The 14,856-nt window shown below is 63.5% G+C and carries 16 protein-coding genes and 1 rRNA gene; 7 read left to right on the top strand and 10 right to left on the bottom strand.

Annotation, left to right across the window (positions count from 1 at the left end):
• Positions 1-3 precede the first annotated feature (3 nt).
• Positions 4-125 (top strand): 5S ribosomal RNA (rrf, locus tag RBH26_RS18370).
• A gap of 151 nt (positions 126-276) precedes the next feature.
• Here the strand turns inward: rrf and RBH26_RS18365 are convergent.
• A complete protein-coding gene (locus tag RBH26_RS18365; RefSeq protein ID WP_306759833.1) occupies positions 277-699 on the bottom strand; it encodes a DUF3006 domain-containing protein in 423 nt (140 codons plus the stop codon).
• A gap of 169 nt (positions 700-868) precedes the next feature.
• Between RBH26_RS18365 and RBH26_RS18360 the strand changes: the two genes are divergently transcribed.
• On the top strand, positions 869-1,744 hold the full coding sequence (locus tag RBH26_RS18360; protein ID WP_306759832.1) for a universal stress protein: 876 nt from the start codon (positions 869-871) through the stop codon (positions 1,742-1,744).
• 113 nt (positions 1,745-1,857) lie between these two features.
• Here RBH26_RS18360 and RBH26_RS18355 read toward each other — a convergent pair whose 3' ends face one another.
• The 6 genes from RBH26_RS18355 to RBH26_RS18330 all read right to left on the bottom strand — a co-directional run bounded on the left by RBH26_RS18355 (position 1,858) and on the right by RBH26_RS18330 (position 5,471).
• Entirely contained in the window at positions 1,858-2,658 is an 801-nt protein-coding gene (locus tag RBH26_RS18355) for a ZIP family metal transporter (protein ID WP_306759831.1), read from the bottom strand.
• A 62-nt stretch (positions 2,659-2,720) separates the two neighbouring features.
• Positions 2,721-3,143: a universal stress protein gene (locus tag RBH26_RS18350; protein WP_306759830.1), complete on the bottom strand. Its 423-nt coding sequence runs from the start codon at positions 3,141-3,143 to the stop codon at positions 2,721-2,723.
• Between the two features lie 121 nt (positions 3,144-3,264).
• Entirely contained in the window at positions 3,265-3,744 is a 480-nt protein-coding gene (locus tag RBH26_RS18345; protein WP_306759829.1) for a universal stress protein, read from the bottom strand.
• Positions 3,745-3,861: 117 nt separating this feature from the next.
• Positions 3,862-4,284: a universal stress protein gene (locus tag RBH26_RS18340; RefSeq protein WP_306759828.1), complete on the bottom strand. Its 423-nt coding sequence runs from the start codon at positions 4,282-4,284 to the stop codon at positions 3,862-3,864.
• A gap of 84 nt (positions 4,285-4,368) precedes the next feature.
• Positions 4,369-4,668 (bottom strand): HalOD1 output domain-containing protein, encoded by a 300-nt coding sequence (locus RBH26_RS18335; protein ID WP_306759827.1) that lies wholly within the window; start codon positions 4,666-4,668, stop codon positions 4,369-4,371.
• Between the two features lie 134 nt (positions 4,669-4,802).
• Positions 4,803-5,471, bottom strand: coding sequence for a helix-turn-helix domain-containing protein (locus tag RBH26_RS18330; RefSeq protein WP_306759826.1), 669 nt, complete (start codon positions 5,469-5,471; stop codon positions 4,803-4,805).
• A 132-nt stretch (positions 5,472-5,603) separates the two neighbouring features.
• On the opposite strand from RBH26_RS18330, the gene RBH26_RS18325 reads away from it, so the two are divergent.
• Positions 5,604-6,473 (top strand): universal stress protein, encoded by an 870-nt coding sequence (locus RBH26_RS18325; protein WP_306759825.1) that lies wholly within the window; start codon positions 5,604-5,606, stop codon positions 6,471-6,473.
• 99 nt (positions 6,474-6,572) lie between these two features.
• On the opposite strand, the gene RBH26_RS18320 is transcribed toward RBH26_RS18325, so the two are convergent.
• Positions 6,573-7,301: an SDR family NAD(P)-dependent oxidoreductase gene (locus RBH26_RS18320; protein WP_306759824.1), complete on the bottom strand. Its 729-nt coding sequence runs from the start codon at positions 7,299-7,301 to the stop codon at positions 6,573-6,575.
• A 103-nt stretch (positions 7,302-7,404) separates the two neighbouring features.
• Between RBH26_RS18320 and RBH26_RS18315 the strand changes: the two genes are divergently transcribed.
• The 3 genes from RBH26_RS18315 to RBH26_RS18305 all read left to right on the top strand — a co-directional run bounded on the left by RBH26_RS18315 (position 7,405) and on the right by RBH26_RS18305 (position 11,845).
• Complete coding sequence (locus RBH26_RS18315; protein ID WP_306759823.1) at positions 7,405-8,568, top strand: thiolase domain-containing protein; 1,164 nt, start codon at positions 7,405-7,407, stop codon at positions 8,566-8,568.
• A 2-nt stretch (positions 8,569-8,570) separates the two neighbouring features.
• Positions 8,571-8,939: an OB-fold domain-containing protein gene (locus RBH26_RS18310; RefSeq protein WP_306759822.1), complete on the top strand. Its 369-nt coding sequence runs from the start codon at positions 8,571-8,573 to the stop codon at positions 8,937-8,939.
• A 143-nt stretch (positions 8,940-9,082) separates the two neighbouring features.
• Complete coding sequence (locus RBH26_RS18305) at positions 9,083-11,845, top strand: cation-transporting P-type ATPase (RefSeq protein WP_306759821.1); 2,763 nt, start codon at positions 9,083-9,085, stop codon at positions 11,843-11,845.
• Positions 11,846-12,052: 207 nt separating this feature from the next.
• Here the strand turns inward: RBH26_RS18305 and RBH26_RS18300 are convergent, their stop codons facing one another.
• Positions 12,053-12,517 (bottom strand): pyridoxamine 5'-phosphate oxidase family protein, encoded by a 465-nt coding sequence (locus RBH26_RS18300; protein WP_306759820.1) that lies wholly within the window; start codon positions 12,515-12,517, stop codon positions 12,053-12,055.
• 124 nt (positions 12,518-12,641) lie between these two features.
• Here RBH26_RS18300 and RBH26_RS18295 point away from each other — a divergent pair, with 124 nt between their 5' ends.
• Positions 12,642-13,385 (top strand): sugar phosphate isomerase/epimerase, encoded by a 744-nt coding sequence (locus RBH26_RS18295; protein WP_306759819.1) that lies wholly within the window; start codon positions 12,642-12,644, stop codon positions 13,383-13,385.
• 215 nt (positions 13,386-13,600) lie between these two features.
• Here the strand turns inward: RBH26_RS18295 and fer are convergent, their stop codons facing one another.
• The gene (fer, locus tag RBH26_RS18290; RefSeq protein ID WP_306759818.1) at positions 13,601-14,836 is read right to left on the bottom strand and encodes a ferredoxin Fer; all 1,236 of its coding nucleotides are present in this window, start codon (positions 14,834-14,836) and stop codon (positions 13,601-13,603) included.
• Between the last annotated feature and the right edge of the window lie 20 nt (positions 14,837-14,856).

The raw sequence follows: 14,856 nt of genomic DNA, 5'->3' as shown, positions 1-14,856 counted from the left end.
CATTACAGCGGCCACAGCGGTGGGGATCCTCCCGTACCCATCCCGAACACGGAAGATAAGCCCGCCTGCGTGTCGGTGAGTACTGGAGTGGGAGACCCTCTGGGAAAAGCGACTCGCCGCTTCTACTCATACTCTTCATACCATAGCGACTGCTACGTGCGATTCAATCCACTGACAATTGACTGTTGGGGAACGAACTGCTTCTGTTCCGCCTCAGGTTGTGTTCGAGTTTGGAATCCGATCACTGTGTCCACACGGGACTCGAGTGTCGGGACGTTATGTCGCTTCGGTCGACGAAACGAGGTCATCGAGCCGATCTCGAGGCGACTCGTCGGTCGCACTTCGGCCCGGTCGTTTCGAAAGCTGTTGTGCCGTGAGAAGTTCGTCGTCCTGTAGGACGACCTGCAGGATAGCGCCTTCGTCGACGTCCTCGAGTTTCGATCGCGGAGCGACGTGTTGATCGACGAGGTCACCGTCGCGCTCAAGAAGCAAGACGACGTGGCGGCCGTCGACGATGCGGTCGACGACGGCGACGTAGCGTGTCGTATCGAGTGGGGTCGATGGCGAGTCGTTGGCCGGTATCGTATCGTCGGAATCGCCGCGTGCGCTAGCAGCTGCCGACGTGGCGACCGTCGCGATACTGAGGGAACCGATCGTTCGGAGGACGGTACGTCGCGTCGAACGGTGTCGAGACGACATACTCCGGTTGGCCGCGGCATATCGGATAAACCCGCGGACGGTAGGGGAAGTCAGAGATCGGCTGAAGTGTGATGAATGAGTCGCCTGCAGTCGGTGCGGGAGTGGCGCAGTCCGATAGCGCAGTGGCGGACAATGATTACGATGGAGAACGTTCAGTCGATTGGTAACGATGACTGAGACTCCTTCGAACGCAGACGGGACGTTGCTCGTTCCGGTCGCGAACGTCGAAACGGCCGAGCGACAGCTCGAGACCGCGATCGATATCGCTACTGATCACTCCTATCGAATTCTTCTCATGTACGTCCTCGAGGTTCCGTCACAGCTCTCATTGCAGGACGGTCGACGATATCTCCTAGAGGAGGAAACCGAGGAGTTGCTTCAGGAAATGGCGACACGCGTTGAGGATCACGGTGTGCCGGTCGATCACCGGATCCGGATCGCACGCGGTGTCGCGACGGGGATCGTCGGGGCAGTCTCGGAGTACGATGTCGAGACGATCCTACTGGGATGGCGCGGTCGGCCGCCGCGACAGGACATCATTCTGGGGAGCCACATCGACAAGGTACTGCGAAACGCCGAGTGTGACGTGCTCGTCGAGCGGATCAAGACACCACGCCCCGACGATATCGAGTCGGTACTCGTTCCAGTCGCCGGCGGTCCACACGAAGCGCTCGCGTCCGAGGCGGCCGCGTCGATCGCTCGACGGAACGACGCGTCAGTCACGCTGTTACACGTATTCGATCCGGAAGAACCGGAGATATCCCGAGAGGAGGCGAGAGCGATACTGGAGGGCACGACGACGACGTTTGACGGCGTTCGATCGGTCGACCGCGAATTCGTCGAGCGCGACGACGTCGCGGGTGCGATCACCGATTGGACGACCGAGCACGACGTCACCGTCCTCGGGGTTTCGCGGGGTGGACTGATCCAGCGAAAGCTTCTCGGGACCGTCTCCGAAGCGGTCGGGAGACACGCCGCTGGAACGGTTATTCTGGCCCGGCGGTACGATCCGGTACCCTCGCGACTTCGACGACTGTTACCGTAACCGACGGTCGAAGATGTCCGGTATGGTCTCGAGTTTTCTCATACGGTCTGCTCTGACGGTCCGAGATACATAACCGAATCCGTGGGTTGCGATACTGACGACAGTGGCCGGTCTCACTCCGTCAGCACCATGACGGGGACCATGATCGCGACGCCGAGGGCGATTCCGGCGGCCAGTTCGCGCCGTCCGTTTCCGGGTAGCTCCGCGCCGTGATCGAGGGCTTCGGGAAAGATGTCGTGTAAGACGAGGTAGATCATCGCGCCAGCCGCAAACCCGAAACCGAAGGGGAGGAATTCACGAGCGAACGTGACGAACACGTACGCGATACCAGCGCCGATCGGCTGTGGGATACTCGAGAAAACGGCCCAGCCGAAGATTTTCCAGTTCGACAGCCCGTAGGTGTGCAGTGGGATCGCGACGGCCAGCCCTTCAGGAATGTTTTGAATCGAGATCGCGATCGTGATGAAAATCGCCAGCGCCGGTATCGCTAGCCCGCCGACGATCAGATCGCCTTCGACGCCGAGATCGGCGAAGGCGACGCCGAGAGCGACGCCTTCGGGGAAGCTGTGAACGGTCAGGACGCCGACGATCAAGACGAGTTTGCGGAAGTCGGCGTCGGGCATCTCATGTGGTTGGAACTCGTAGCCGGAGATGAGTCGATCGGCGGCGACGACGAGGACGATACCGACGAGGAGACCGGTGCCGACCTGCGTGAGCGTTCCCTCGCCGAGGCCCTCGACGATGAAGCCGAACACGGATGCGAACAACATGATGCCACCCGCGAGCCCCCAGAGAACGACGGTGACCCGGTCGCTGACCTCGTCGACGAAGAAAAACGGAACCGTTCCGAGCCCACAGATGATCGCCGTAAACACCCCCGCCGCCAGGACGACCCAAAGGCCCGTTTCGATCATACTATTTCTCGCCACGCACCCCTTTTACGCTTGTTGATAGTTCCGGGAACGTAGAGAACGCGCTATCGGACGACCGTTACCGGCACGTCGGCGCGTCTGACAACGAGTTCGGCGGTGCTGCCGAGCGGTCGGTCCGGACCGCCTGGACCGCGGTTGCCCATCACCACCTGGTCGACATCGGACTCGGCGACGTAGGCGACGATCGTCTGTGGTGGGTTGCCGACAGCGGTGTCCGTCTCGATCGTCGCCGACCCCTCCTCGACATCCCGACGCGCGTTCGCAAAGAGGTCGTCGGCATCGGCTCGCTGCTGGTCGTGCCACTCCTCGGTCAGCCGAGGTAGTCCGGCCTCGTCTGGTGTCACTTCGAACGGATCGATCGCGTGAAAGAGGACGATCCGTGCGTTCGGAAACGTCTCGAGTGCGTACTCGAACGCCGCCTGTGCGTGTTCCGAGCCGTCGTGTGGGACCAGAATCGTCTGGGACATCGTACTGTCTCGTCGTTCGCGTGTCCGAAGCGTAAATCCTTGCCACGATTCTCACCGCTCATACTGTTGGATAGCAGCCAGTGAGACGTCGGTCGCGAACTCGCGGTATGCTGGCACTAACTCACAGCAGTCCGACTGACTCGTCTTCGTCGTCAGCGTCGTCCGGGACGACGATCACGGGAACCGAGGCCTGTCGGATCAGTCGATCGGCAGTGCTGCCGAGCAGCGCTTCTGTGACGCTTCCACGCCCCGTTCGGCCGACGACGATCACGTCGAGTTCGTTCTCGCTTGCGTACGCGAGAATTACGTCTACGGGGCGACCACGACGGATCGCTCCGTGGATCTCGACCTCACGGCCTGCGACGGTCGCGACGATCTCGTCGACGAGCGTTTCCGTGGTCCGGTGGAGTTCTGCGACGTCAGTCACGCCGAACCGCATCGGATTCGAGGATGTATCGACCACGGAGAGGACGTCTACGGTTGCACCCGTTCTCTCGGCCAGGTCCAATGCCCGCTCGAGGGCCGCGTTCGCGGCGTCGCTGCCGTCGGTCGCCACGAGGATCGATTCGAACTCGTCTTCGTCTCGGTCGTCGTCGGTCATCGAACGTTCGTACGTTTGACGAGTGGTCGGGGACTGAAACGGTTGACGACTCGCCGATTCGATGGCGACGATGCTGTCATGTGGACGCCGCGACGAGAGTGACGGCGGACGGGGAAGTCAGCGAACGACCATAACGGGAACGGGGGCCCGACGGACGACGTTCTCCGCGACGCTGCCGAGCAGGATCCGGGAGACACCTTCCCGACCGTGGCTTCCGATCACGACGGTGTCGTACGCCTCTTCTTCGACTCGAGCGACGATCTCGTGGTCCGGCGTTCCAGAGGCGAGTTCGGTCTCGAAGTCGTCGATGTCGTGCTCTTTGGCGACCGCCGTCGCTTCCTCGAGGACCGACTCACCCCGCTTGCGGGCCTCGTCGCTGATCTCGTCGTCGGCGCCTTCGAACGCTCCCCAGTACCCCTCCGGAACCGAGAGGACGTACAACGCGGTAACGTCGGCGTCGGAAAAGTTCTCGAACGCGTACTCGAGTGCCGATTCGGCCGGCTCCGATCCGTCGTAGGGAACGAGGATGTGGTCACTCATACGTACCGATACACCGCGTATCGATATAAGATTCCACCTCGAGTGGCTCACCGCCGCCTTCGCCGACCGTCCGCTTTCAGACGGTCACTGCTTGCAGAGGCGTACGGTTTGCCGACTGACGCGAACGTCGTACCCGGCGTAGGTCATCGAGACGAGCACGCTGTCCGGGACGCCGGCGGAATCGAACAGGTCGTTCAACCCAGCCGGGTCGACGGTGTCGCTAAGCGGCGGCAACTCGAGGGGATCGTGTCCGGTTTCGGCTGCGACCGCCATGACGACCACGTCGCTCGGTTGCTCGTTTCGATCGATCGAAACGGTACGGTCCAACTCGGCAGTCGCTGTGTCGTGTTCGCCCGTCGTCCGCTCGGTGTCGTCCTCTGACATCGAAGTCGTTACTGTGTTTAGATTCAACACACACCAGTACCCGCGCTTCATTTGCAGCGATTTATCCTAAAGCGCTGTCTCTCCCTCGAGGAGGGGTGGTGACAGCAGTCGGTATACGGAACTGACCGCGTCGATCAGGCCGGCTCGTCGTCCGATGGTGGTGTCACGACGAGTGTGTTCGCGATTAGTCCGTCGTGGGCGCGTCGTAATCGCTGTGAGAGCGACTGGTGTGTAATATCGAGCGATTCCGCGACCTCCTCGAGCGTCGTTTGTCGGGGCGTCTCGAAGTAGCCGGCGTTCCACGCGGCCACGAGCGCCTCCCGTTGTTTGTCGGAGAGTCCGTACTGTCCCGCCGTCATCGACTGTGACTCGCGGTAGAGACGCTGCAAGACGAACTGGATGTCGTGGTCCTCGCAAAACGACTGAAACGTCGTGAGCTGTTCCTGTCCGTCGAACCGGATCCGGAGTTCCCAGCCCGTTCCGTCGCCCGACGCCTCGAGAATCACGATGCCGGGCTCGACGAACCCGTGAACCGTCTTTTCGACGCGGTCGGTCCACCGTGCGCGATATAGTCGTTCGTCGTCGAACGTATCGATTCGCTCGAGTTCCTCGAGGGACGGATCCGTGTCGGCGGTCGCCTCGAACGCGTCCAGTCGAGGGCTGTCGACCCAGAAATACGGCGAGAACACACCCTCGCTGACGACGATGCGTTCGATTTCGACGACCGCGTCGGGGCATTCCGACAGGGTTCGAGTGAGCGGAAACGCGTCGAGATCGAACCGGAACTCACCGAACAGGGTCATGCTCCTCGTTCGTCACCAACGGGCAAAAGTACGGAGCCAAACGGCACGCCACGAGTGCCCCCGAGCGGTGGATTCGAACGAGGGGCTCGTCTTTATTTTCTCGGACGACGAACAGCCGACGAGCGCCGCTGTATGTCACGACACGTCCTCGTTCCGATCGACGGCACCGATCCGTCTCTGGGCGCCCTCGAGTACTGTTTTGCGTCGTTTCCGGACGCGGCACTGACCGCGTTGTACGTCGTCGGCCCCAGACACGACCATCGCGGGGGAGTCGAGACCGATCCGGAGCGAGACGGTGATCGCGTACTCGAGCGTGCGGTCGATCTGGCCGACGACCGCGGTCGAGAACTCGAGACCGAGCGGCGGACCGGAAAGCCACACACCGAGATCCTCTCGGTTGCGACCGAGCACGACGTCGATGGGATCGTCCTCGGGAGTCACGGCGAGTCACCGGTGAGCCGCCCGTTTCTGGGACGGGTCAGCGAGGCCGTCGTTCGGCGCTCGCCCGTCACGACGACGGTCGTCCCCGAGCCGGCGACGGACGTCCGCGACCGGAAGCTCCCTGGAACGATCTTGATCCCGATCGACGGCTCCGAACAGGCCGAAGCCGCACTCGCCTATGCTCTCGAGACGTTTCCCGAGGGCACACACACTGCAGTTCACGTCATTTCGCTTCCGTTCGACCGCTCCCGTGGGGACGTCGAGGGGACCTATCTCGACAAGATCCGGACGGCCCACGAGCGGGTCGCCGACGAGATCCTCGAGTCAGCGACGGCCGTCGCTGCGGACCGTGGCGTCGACCTCGAGACGGCGACTGCGTACGGCGATCCGGCGACGGAGATCGGCGCGTACGCCGACGAACACGGATACGACCAACTCGTCATGGGGATCCACGGCCGATCGCTGACGGCTCGACTGCTGACGGGAAGCGTCGCGGAACGCGTCGCGCGCCGATCGACGCGGCCGGTGACGCTGGTCCGAGGAGCGTCGTCGACGAACTGAGACGGACCCCTGTACCGAGTTCCTGCCGATCGCCGCCCCCGTGTGGCGCTCGGTGGCCAGTGACGACAGGAGGCCGTACGAGTGTCCCACCGTCGTTCGTCAGAACGCCGTCCAGCCGCCGTCGACAGGGATGTTCGCGCCGGTGATGTACGACGCCTGGTCGGAGGCGAGAAACGCTGCCATTGGTGCGATCTCCTCGGGTTGGCCGTGGCGATCCATCGGCGTCTTCCGTTCGAGGTAGTCGTAGAACCGTTCGGACTCGAGCAGGTCCTCTGTCATCGGCGTCTCGACGAAGCCCGGACAGATGCTGTTGACGCGGACGCCCTGATCGGCGTAGTCGATCGCGACCTGTTGGGTGAAGTTGACGACGCCGCCTTTGGCGGCCGAGTAGGACGCGGCGCCTTTCCCGCCGACGAGCCCGTAGATCGAGCCCAGATTGATGATACAGCCGTCGGACTCCTTGAGGTGGGGCAGCGCGGCCTTCGTGCCGTGCATCACGCCGTCGAGGTTCGTTTCGACCACGGTCTCCCACTCCTCGAGGTCCATCTCCTCGACGGAGGTCACGCTCGCGACCCCGGCGTTGTTCACCATAACGTCGAGGCCGCCGTGGGCGTCGACGGTCTCTTCCACGACCGTCTCGACCTGGTCGTAGTCGGTGACATCGCAGTGACTGAACTGACAGCCGATCTCCTCTGCGGCCGACTCGCCGTTGTCCTCGTCGATGTCGGCGATGACGACGGTCGCGCCGTCCTCGACGAATCGGTCAGCGATGGCTTTCCCGATACCGACGGCGCCGCCGGTCACGATCGCAATCTGATTGTCGAGCATCGCCCGCCCCCTACACCGAAACCGTATAAATGAGTTAGTGTCTATCGGAAATGTAACCGGTTCCTGTGGGTATTAAGCATCGGATCGTGGTAGCGACCGCCGCATGACCGTTCAGATCGCTGGCGTTGCCAGCACCGAGTTCGGCGAGCACCCCGACTCGTCGACCCGTGAACTGTTTACCGACGCTGCTCTCGAGGCTCTCGAGGACGCCTCGCTGTCCGTCCACGATATCGAGGAACTGTACGCCGGCAACTTCATCGGCGATCTCACCGACGACCAGGCCCACGTCGGTGCGATGCTCGCCGACTACATCGGTGCACGGGAGGCTGCGTCGATGCGTACGGAGAGTGCCTGTGCCTCGGCGAGTTCGGCCGCCCGATCGGGCGCCCAGGCGATCGCGGCCGGTGACGCAGACGTTGCACTCGTCGGCGGCGTCGAGATGATGCACGCGAGTGGGCTCGGTGAGGTCACCGACGCACTGGCAAACGCCGCGGACAACGAGTACGAAAACGAGGCCGGACTCACCTTCCCCGGTATCTACGCGCTGATGGCTCAGGCTTATATGCGCGAGTTCGACGCCGACCAGGAGGACCTCGCTGCAGTCGCAGTGAAAAACTACGAGAACGGGACCACCAACCCGATCGCACAGCGCCTGGAGGAGACCGACGTCGAGAACGTGTTGGATTCGCCGCCGGTCGCGACCCCGCTGAACCTCCAGGACTGCTGTCCGATCACCGACGGCGCGAGCGCTGCGGTGCTCGTCTCCGCGGCCTACGCCGAGGAACACGGCCTCGAGACGACGGTTTCGTTCGAAGGCAGCGGTCAGTCGAGCGATTCGCTCGCGCTGCAGGACCGGCCCGATCTCGCACGGACGCGGGCCGCCGAGCGAGCGGCAGACCAGGCCTACGACAGCGCCGGCATCTCGCCTGACGACGTCGACGTCGTCGAACTCCACGACTGTTTTACCATCGCCGAGATCCTCGCGATCGAGTCGCTCGGCTTCTTCGAGCGCGGCGAGGGAGCCCGCGGTGCCGTCGAGGGTGAGACAGCCGTCGATGGCCGAATCCCGGTCAACACCTCCGGCGGTCTGTTGGCGAAGGGCCATCCAGTCGGCGCGACCGGCGTCGCCCAGCTCGTCGAGATCACCAAGCAACTCGAGGGGCGTCATCCCAACCAGGTCGACGATCCGACGGTCGGACTCACGCATACAGTCGGCGGCAGCGGGGCGAGTTGCGTCGTCAACGTCCTGCGGGCGGGAGGTGAGTGATTATGCAGCAGTGGTTTATCGACTTCGCCGAGCGCATCGACGACGGCGACCCGATCTACCTCGCCTGCGAGGAGTGTGGGACGACGGCCCTGCCGCCACGTTCGGTCTGTCCCGAGTGTGGAACGCGGACGTTCGAGGAACGATCGCTCTCGGAGACGGCGACGGTGACGGCGTCGACGACGATCTTCAGTTCGATCCCGGCGTACGCCGACGAGACACCGTATACGGTCGTCGTCGCGACCTTCGACGAGGGCGTCCGACTCACGGGCCAGCTCCGGGACGCAGACTCGGTCGAGCCTGGGGAGACGGTCACAGTCGACGCCGAGGAGCGTGACGACGGCTGGCTCGTCACGTTCTCGCCGACCGGCTGACGGTTTGCGGGACCGGTTGCCCGACACGGTCGAGATCCGTCTGTACGCGTGTCGGATCCGACGGAAAGCGGTCCGTATGAGTCAATTCCCAACTGTCGGGGATTGCGACTAAGTACTACGCTACTGTCACCAACGATATACACGTGTCACGGACAGAACAATACGAGCGAACCGAGCCCGAGTCCGACCAGGACTGGCACTCGCAGCCACTCGAGGACGTGTACGCGGACCTCGAGACCGACGAGCGGGGGCTCGACTCGGACGAGGCTGCCAAGCGCCTGGAACGTACCGGGCCGAACGAAGTCGAAGCTGAAGAGGGTACGTCGCCGTTGCGGATCTTTCTGGAGCAGTATACGTCCGTCCTCATCTGGGTGCTGATCGTCGCGGCGGGAGTGATGGCTGCGATCGGCGAGACACTCGACGCCGCCGTCATCGCCGGCATCGTCGTCTTCATCACGCTGTTTGGATTCGTTCAGGACTTTCGCGCCGAACAGAGTATTCAGGCGTTAAAGGAGATGTCGACGACGTACGCGATGGCCAGACGCGACGGCGAGAAGACCGAAATCGACGCCACGACGGTCGTCCCTGGCGACGTAGTCTTCGTCGAATCCGGTGACGTCGTCCCCGCGGACGCTCGAGTGATCGAGGCGTCGAATCTGAGCGTCGACGAGTCCGCACTGACCGGCGAGAGCGTTACCGTCTCGAAGCAGCCGGCGACGATCGACGGAGACGTTTCCATCGCCGAGCGCGAGAACGTCATCCACAAAGACACTGTCGTCGAGCGCGGCTCCGGAACGGCGGTCGTCGTCGAAACGGGTCCCGACACCGAGATCGGTCGGATCGCGACCGCGCTCGAGGAAGCCGAGGAGCACGAAACGCCGTTCCAGACCGAACTCGATCGCCTCGGAAAGATCATCGCCGCTGCGGTAGTGGGCGTCGTGACGGTGATCGGCGTCACGGAACTCGTGATCGGCGACACCGAACCCGTCCAGGTGTTCATGACGGCGGTCGCGGTGGCCGTCTCCGCGGTCCCCGAAGGACTACCCGCGGTCGTTACCCTGTCGCTTGCACTCGGTGCCCGCCGGATGGCCGACCAGAACGCGCTCGTTCGACGACTCCCGATCGTCGAGGGATTGGGTTCGGTCGACGTCGTCTGTACCGACAAAACCGGCACGCTAACCGAAGAGGAGATGACGGTCACCCGGATCGCGGCCAACCGCGAGACCTACGAGGTGACTGGGACTGGCTACGACACCGAGGGCGAGTTTCGCGCGGACGGCGAAGCGATCGAGCCCGACCGAATCGAAGAGTTGGTCCGGTGTGGGATGCTGTGTAACAACGTCGAGCTCGGACGGCGGGCAGACAGGGATGCCGAACCGACCGACGAGGACGCCACGGCGGACGCAGCCGACGAAGGAGAAGGCGAAGGCGAACTTACCTATCTCGGTGACCCGACCGAGATCGCGCTGTTTGTCGCCGCCCAGAAAGCCGGCTTCGATCACGACGAACTGACCGACCGCTATCCTCGGATCGGCGAAGTCGAGTTCACGTCCGACCGCAAGCGGATGACGACGCTTCACGAGACTCCCGCTGGCGGGCGCGTCGCCTACATGAAAGGCGCACCCGAGGTCGTCCTCGAGCGCTGCGATCGTGAGTACGTCGACGGCGAAATCGTCGACCTCACGGCCGATCGCCGACGGGAACTCGAGGCGAAAAACGAGTCGTTCGCCGAGGACGCGCTCCGGGTGATGGGCTTTGCCTACCGTCCCGACGCCCCCGCCGAAGCCAGCGAGGACCTCGAGGACGGAATGGTCTTTCTCGGCCTCCAGGGGATGCTCGATCCACCGCGTCCGGAGGTCCGTGGCGCGCTCGCGGCCTGTCTGAACGCCGGTATCGAGGTCGTGATGATCACCGGCGACAACGCGACGACTGCTCGAGCGGTCGGCAAAGAGATCGGTCTCGAGTCAGCACGGGTGATCACCGGACCCGAACTCGAGGAAATGAGCGACGAGGAACTCGCCGACGTCGTCGAGGACGTCGACGTCTTCGCCCGAACGTCGCCGGATCACAAGACACGGATCCTCAAGACGCTCCAGGAGCAGGGACATACGGTGGCGATGACTGGCGACGGCGTCAACGACGCCCCGGCGGTCAAAAACGCCGACGTCGGGGTCGCAATGGGGGTTCGCGGGACGGACGTGACCGAACAGGCGTCGGACATCGTCTTGCTCGACGACAACTTCGCGACGATCAGCGACGCCGTCCGCCAGGGACGGCGGATCTTCGACAACGTTCGTAAGTTCGTCAACTACTTCCTCTCGGCCAACGGCGCACACGTCCTCCTGTTGTTTACCGGAATTATGTCCGGTGCGGGGCTGGTGATGACGCCGATCATGTTCCTGTGGATCAACGTCGTCACCGACGGCATTCCCGCGCTGACACTTGGTGTCGACCCCGAAGCCGACGACGTCATGGACCGGCCGCCGCGTCCCCCGGACGAAGGCGTCATCACCGACCGAATCGTGTCGTCGATCGGTGGCATCGCCGTGCTGATCACGGCCACGTTGTTGCCGCTGTTTTACTACTACAACCAGGTCGTCGGCGATCTGGTGCTCGCACAGACGATGGTGTTTACCGCGTTCGTGTTCATGGCGATCGCCCGTATCGGCGCGATCCGATCGCGGTACGGTCTCGGACTGTTCGCTAACAACCGGTGGCTGGTCCTTGCGATCGCGATCACGCTCACGCTCCAGTTGCTGGTGTTGTACACGCCGCTGAGCGTCCTCTTCGGCGTCACCGCACTCGAGGTCGGCCACTGGCTCCAGATCGCTGGTGTCGTCGCGGTGTTTTCGATCCTGATGGGTGCCTTCGTCAAGGTCCAGGATCGGTTCTTCGACCGGTACTGAGCTACTGAGACGGTTCCCTGTACCGGCTTTTTGCGGTCGAGGACGATCGTTGCCGTGTCGACAGCGACGGACGCCATCTGATTCGACCGTCGCGGCTCGTGGTGTCTCTCGGCGATCGAGTTCGAGCCGTCCCGACTCCGTGCTCTGGTCGTCGGCTACACGAAGACGAAGGGTGGAGTGAGCCCAGACTGGAGTCGCGGGTGACCGTCAGGACTCGGAATCCGATTCCGAGTCGTCCATCGCTCGCCGACCGGTAACCGTCTCCGGAACCAGCCGGAAATCGTGAAACGGAATCTCCGCTCTCGGTCGGTCGAAGATCTCGTACGCCGGAATGTCGACTGCCCACATCCGCTGGATCGCGGCCGACTCCGGCGGTAGCTCCGTGAGCTCCTCGAGTGTCCCCTTGGCGACGACGCTTTTCAACGTGTCGTCGTGTTCACCGAAGACGACGAACGACGCCGGACTGTCGACGACGTCCGATTTGGAACTTCCCGGCGGGAACGAGAGCTTGAAGTAGAAATGACCGGGGTCGTCGAGATAGCCGTACGAGACCGGCAGCGACGCCGGTGGGTCACCACTGTCAGTTGCAAAGGAGAGCACGCCGGTGCCACCGTTGCCGAGGAACTCGGCGCGTTCGTCTTCGGGGAGTTGCACCCAGCGCAGTCCCGTCATACCGTGTGGTTACGACACCGACGATAAAAAAGACGAGTGACGGGTATCCGAAGATACTCTCGGATGGACCTGTTCGAGGCCGTCGTTCCCCGCGGTTTATGTGTTCGCCGACGAATCGATCCGTATGGACGTTGGCCTCACCGTCGGCGACTCGCTCGAGCGACTGGACGAGACGATCGATGGCTTCGACCTGGCGGAGCTTTCGATCGCCGAAGGGAGCGATCCCGACGAGACCGACATCGATCGACTCGAGGCGACTCTCGACGACGCGGACGCCGATCTCTGTGTTCACTTGCCGTTCAAACAGGTCGTCGTGACGCCGGTCCCGGAGATCAACGACGCGATCGTCGACTACCTGGCCCGGCTACTCGAGTGGGCCGGCGACGTAGACGCACAGAAGGCGGTCCTCCACGGAACGGCCAGGAACCCACATAACACGGATCTCCGGCCCCTCTTTGCCGACCAGCTCGAGGCGATCGGTGCGGCCGCCGCCGACGCCGGCGTCGAACTCGTCGTCGAGAACGTCGGCCATCAGAAACGCGGGCTGCAACTGTCCGTGCTCGGTGATCTCGCCCGCGAGACGGGGACGGCCGTCTGTTTCGATGTCGGTCACGCCTATATGGAAGACGGAAACGACGGCGTCGATCGATTTCTCTCGGGGTACGGCGACCTCGTTTCGCACCTCCACGTCCACGACGCCCGCAGCCGCGGCGACACCCACCTCCCGATCGGCGCCGGCGAGATCGACTACGGCGTCGTCACGGACCACCTCGCGGGCTTCGACGGTACCGTCGCGGTCGAGGTGTTCACCGACGACGTTGACCTGTTAACAGATACCGCACAGCGAGCGCGGACGGCACTCGAGTGATCGTCGTTTCGACGCCCCTCCCGCGAGCAAGAACAGCGTCTCCGGTGGCGTGACTACAGCAGTCCGTATGAACGCCTCGGGTCGAACGATCGGGGACGGCTCGCTCATACTGCCGGACAGCAGTCAGTGACCCGTCGGTCGCGAATTCGCGGCTGTCACCGTCGGCAACAGCTGCAGTCGTACGACCGACCGGTGAATCGTTCTGTCCGGCAGTATCAGATGACTCGATCCTGGAGACGGTCGAGATATTTCGCGTTGTAGACGAGCCTGAGCGAGTCGCTGGCCGGTGTGCCGACGCAGGTCAGCCGGAGGTTTTCCTCCTCGACCTCCTCCTCGGAGAGACTCCGCTGGACGTCCATCTCGATCTCGCCTTCGAGGACGATCGCGGCGCAGTTGACACAGCCGCCGGCCCGGCAGTGAAACGGCCAGTCTAAGCCGGCCGATTCGGCCGCATCGAGGACGTACTCCTCGCGGCCAGCCTCGAAGGTTCCGTAGGCGTCGGTCTCGAGGTCGGCCGTCTCGGCTCGCTCGAAGAGGTCGTCGTCGATCGTCCAGTCGTGCTCGTCGACGACCTGGTAGTCGAGGTACTCGACGATCACCGGTTTCGTCCGCGGTGCGCTGAGTCCGACCACCGGGACGTCCGCGAACCGGACGACGCGTTCGGTCGTGCTCCCGAGGAGGTACCGCCGGAGCCCGGTCTCGCCGTGGGTACCCATGACGATCCCGTCGACGTCGTGCTCGGCCGCGACCGCGAGAATCTGCTGATCGACGCGTCCGCTGGGCACCGAAACGTCGACCGACTCCAGGTCCGAGTCGCGGACGCGCTCGATGGCGTCGTCGACGGGTGCTACGCCGACCGTTTCGCCATCGGAATCCGACACGTCGTACGTCACCGTCTCGTCCTCGAGTGGCGCCTCGTCGCTGACGTGTACCAGGTGGAGCCGGCTATCGGTCTCGGTCGCGAGATCGATCGCGTGTGCGAGGGCGGTCGCCGCGCTGTGGCTTTCGTCGACCGGCACCAGCAGTCGATCGAACTCACGATCGAGGGCGGTCTCGTCGTGGACCGTCGCGACCGGAATAGACGACTCCCGTAACGTCTGCTGGGCGACGCTGCCCAGCAGGAACCGATCGAGGCCGCTTCGGCCGTGGGTGCCCATCGCGATGAGGTCGACGTCGTGTTCGTCCGCGTAGGCGAGTATTTCGCCGTGGACCGCGTCGTCGGGATCGCGGACGCTCGTCGTCGCGTCGACGTCTCGCTCGGCTGCGCGCTCGGCGAGGTCCTCGACTGCCTGTTGGCCGTCGTTGCCGTCGCCACCGATGAGTCCACCGTCTTCGGTCACGTAGATGGCGTGAAGCGTCGCGTCGAATCGATCGGCGAGTTCGAGGCCGTACTCGCCGGCACGTTCCGCGACGTCGCTGCCATCGGTCGGGACGAGGATCGTCTCGTACATCTCGGTTGCGTTCGTTCCAC

This window comes from Natronolimnohabitans sp. A-GB9 (assembly GCF_030848565.1).
Taxonomy (GTDB): domain Archaea; phylum Halobacteriota; class Halobacteria; order Halobacteriales; family Natrialbaceae; genus Natronolimnohabitans.
The sequence above is the reverse complement of the archived record's forward strand: the minus strand, read 5'-3'. Positions and strand labels throughout refer to the sequence as shown.

What these genes read in the sequence shown, in the direction of transcription:
- RBH26_RS18350 (WP_306759830.1), bottom strand. Translation starts at nt 3,143, where the DNA reads ATGTCCCAGACGATTCTGGTCCCACACGACGGCTCGGAACACGCACAG.
- RBH26_RS18355 (WP_306759831.1), bottom strand. Translation starts at nt 2,658, where the DNA reads ATGATCGAAACGGGCCTTTGGGTCGTCCTGGCGGCGGGGGTGTTTACG.
- RBH26_RS18315 (WP_306759823.1), top strand. Translation starts at nt 7,405, where the DNA reads ATGACCGTTCAGATCGCTGGCGTTGCCAGCACCGAGTTCGGCGAGCAC.
- RBH26_RS18300 (WP_306759820.1), bottom strand. Translation starts at nt 12,517, where the DNA reads ATGACGGGACTGCGCTGGGTGCAACTCCCCGAAGACGAACGCGCCGAG.
- RBH26_RS18295 (WP_306759819.1), top strand. Translation starts at nt 12,642, where the DNA reads ATGGACGTTGGCCTCACCGTCGGCGACTCGCTCGAGCGACTGGACGAG.
- RBH26_RS18310 (WP_306759822.1), top strand. Translation starts at nt 8,571, where the DNA reads ATGCAGCAGTGGTTTATCGACTTCGCCGAGCGCATCGACGACGGCGAC.
- RBH26_RS18330 (WP_306759826.1), bottom strand. Translation starts at nt 5,471, where the DNA reads ATGACCCTGTTCGGTGAGTTCCGGTTCGATCTCGACGCGTTTCCGCTC.
- RBH26_RS18325 (WP_306759825.1), top strand. Translation starts at nt 5,604, where the DNA reads ATGTCACGACACGTCCTCGTTCCGATCGACGGCACCGATCCGTCTCTG.
- RBH26_RS18345 (WP_306759829.1), bottom strand. Translation starts at nt 3,744, where the DNA reads ATGACCGACGACGACCGAGACGAAGACGAGTTCGAATCGATCCTCGTG.
- RBH26_RS18335 (WP_306759827.1), bottom strand. Translation starts at nt 4,668, where the DNA reads ATGTCAGAGGACGACACCGAGCGGACGACGGGCGAACACGACACAGCG.
- RBH26_RS18360 (WP_306759832.1), top strand. Translation starts at nt 869, where the DNA reads ATGACTGAGACTCCTTCGAACGCAGACGGGACGTTGCTCGTTCCGGTC.
- RBH26_RS18340 (WP_306759828.1), bottom strand. Translation starts at nt 4,284, where the DNA reads ATGAGTGACCACATCCTCGTTCCCTACGACGGATCGGAGCCGGCCGAA.
- RBH26_RS18320 (WP_306759824.1), bottom strand. Translation starts at nt 7,301, where the DNA reads ATGCTCGACAATCAGATTGCGATCGTGACCGGCGGCGCCGTCGGTATC.
- RBH26_RS18365 (WP_306759833.1), bottom strand. Translation starts at nt 699, where the DNA reads ATGTCGTCTCGACACCGTTCGACGCGACGTACCGTCCTCCGAACGATC.
- fer (WP_306759818.1), bottom strand. Translation starts at nt 14,836, where the DNA reads ATGTACGAGACGATCCTCGTCCCGACCGATGGCAGCGACGTCGCGGAA.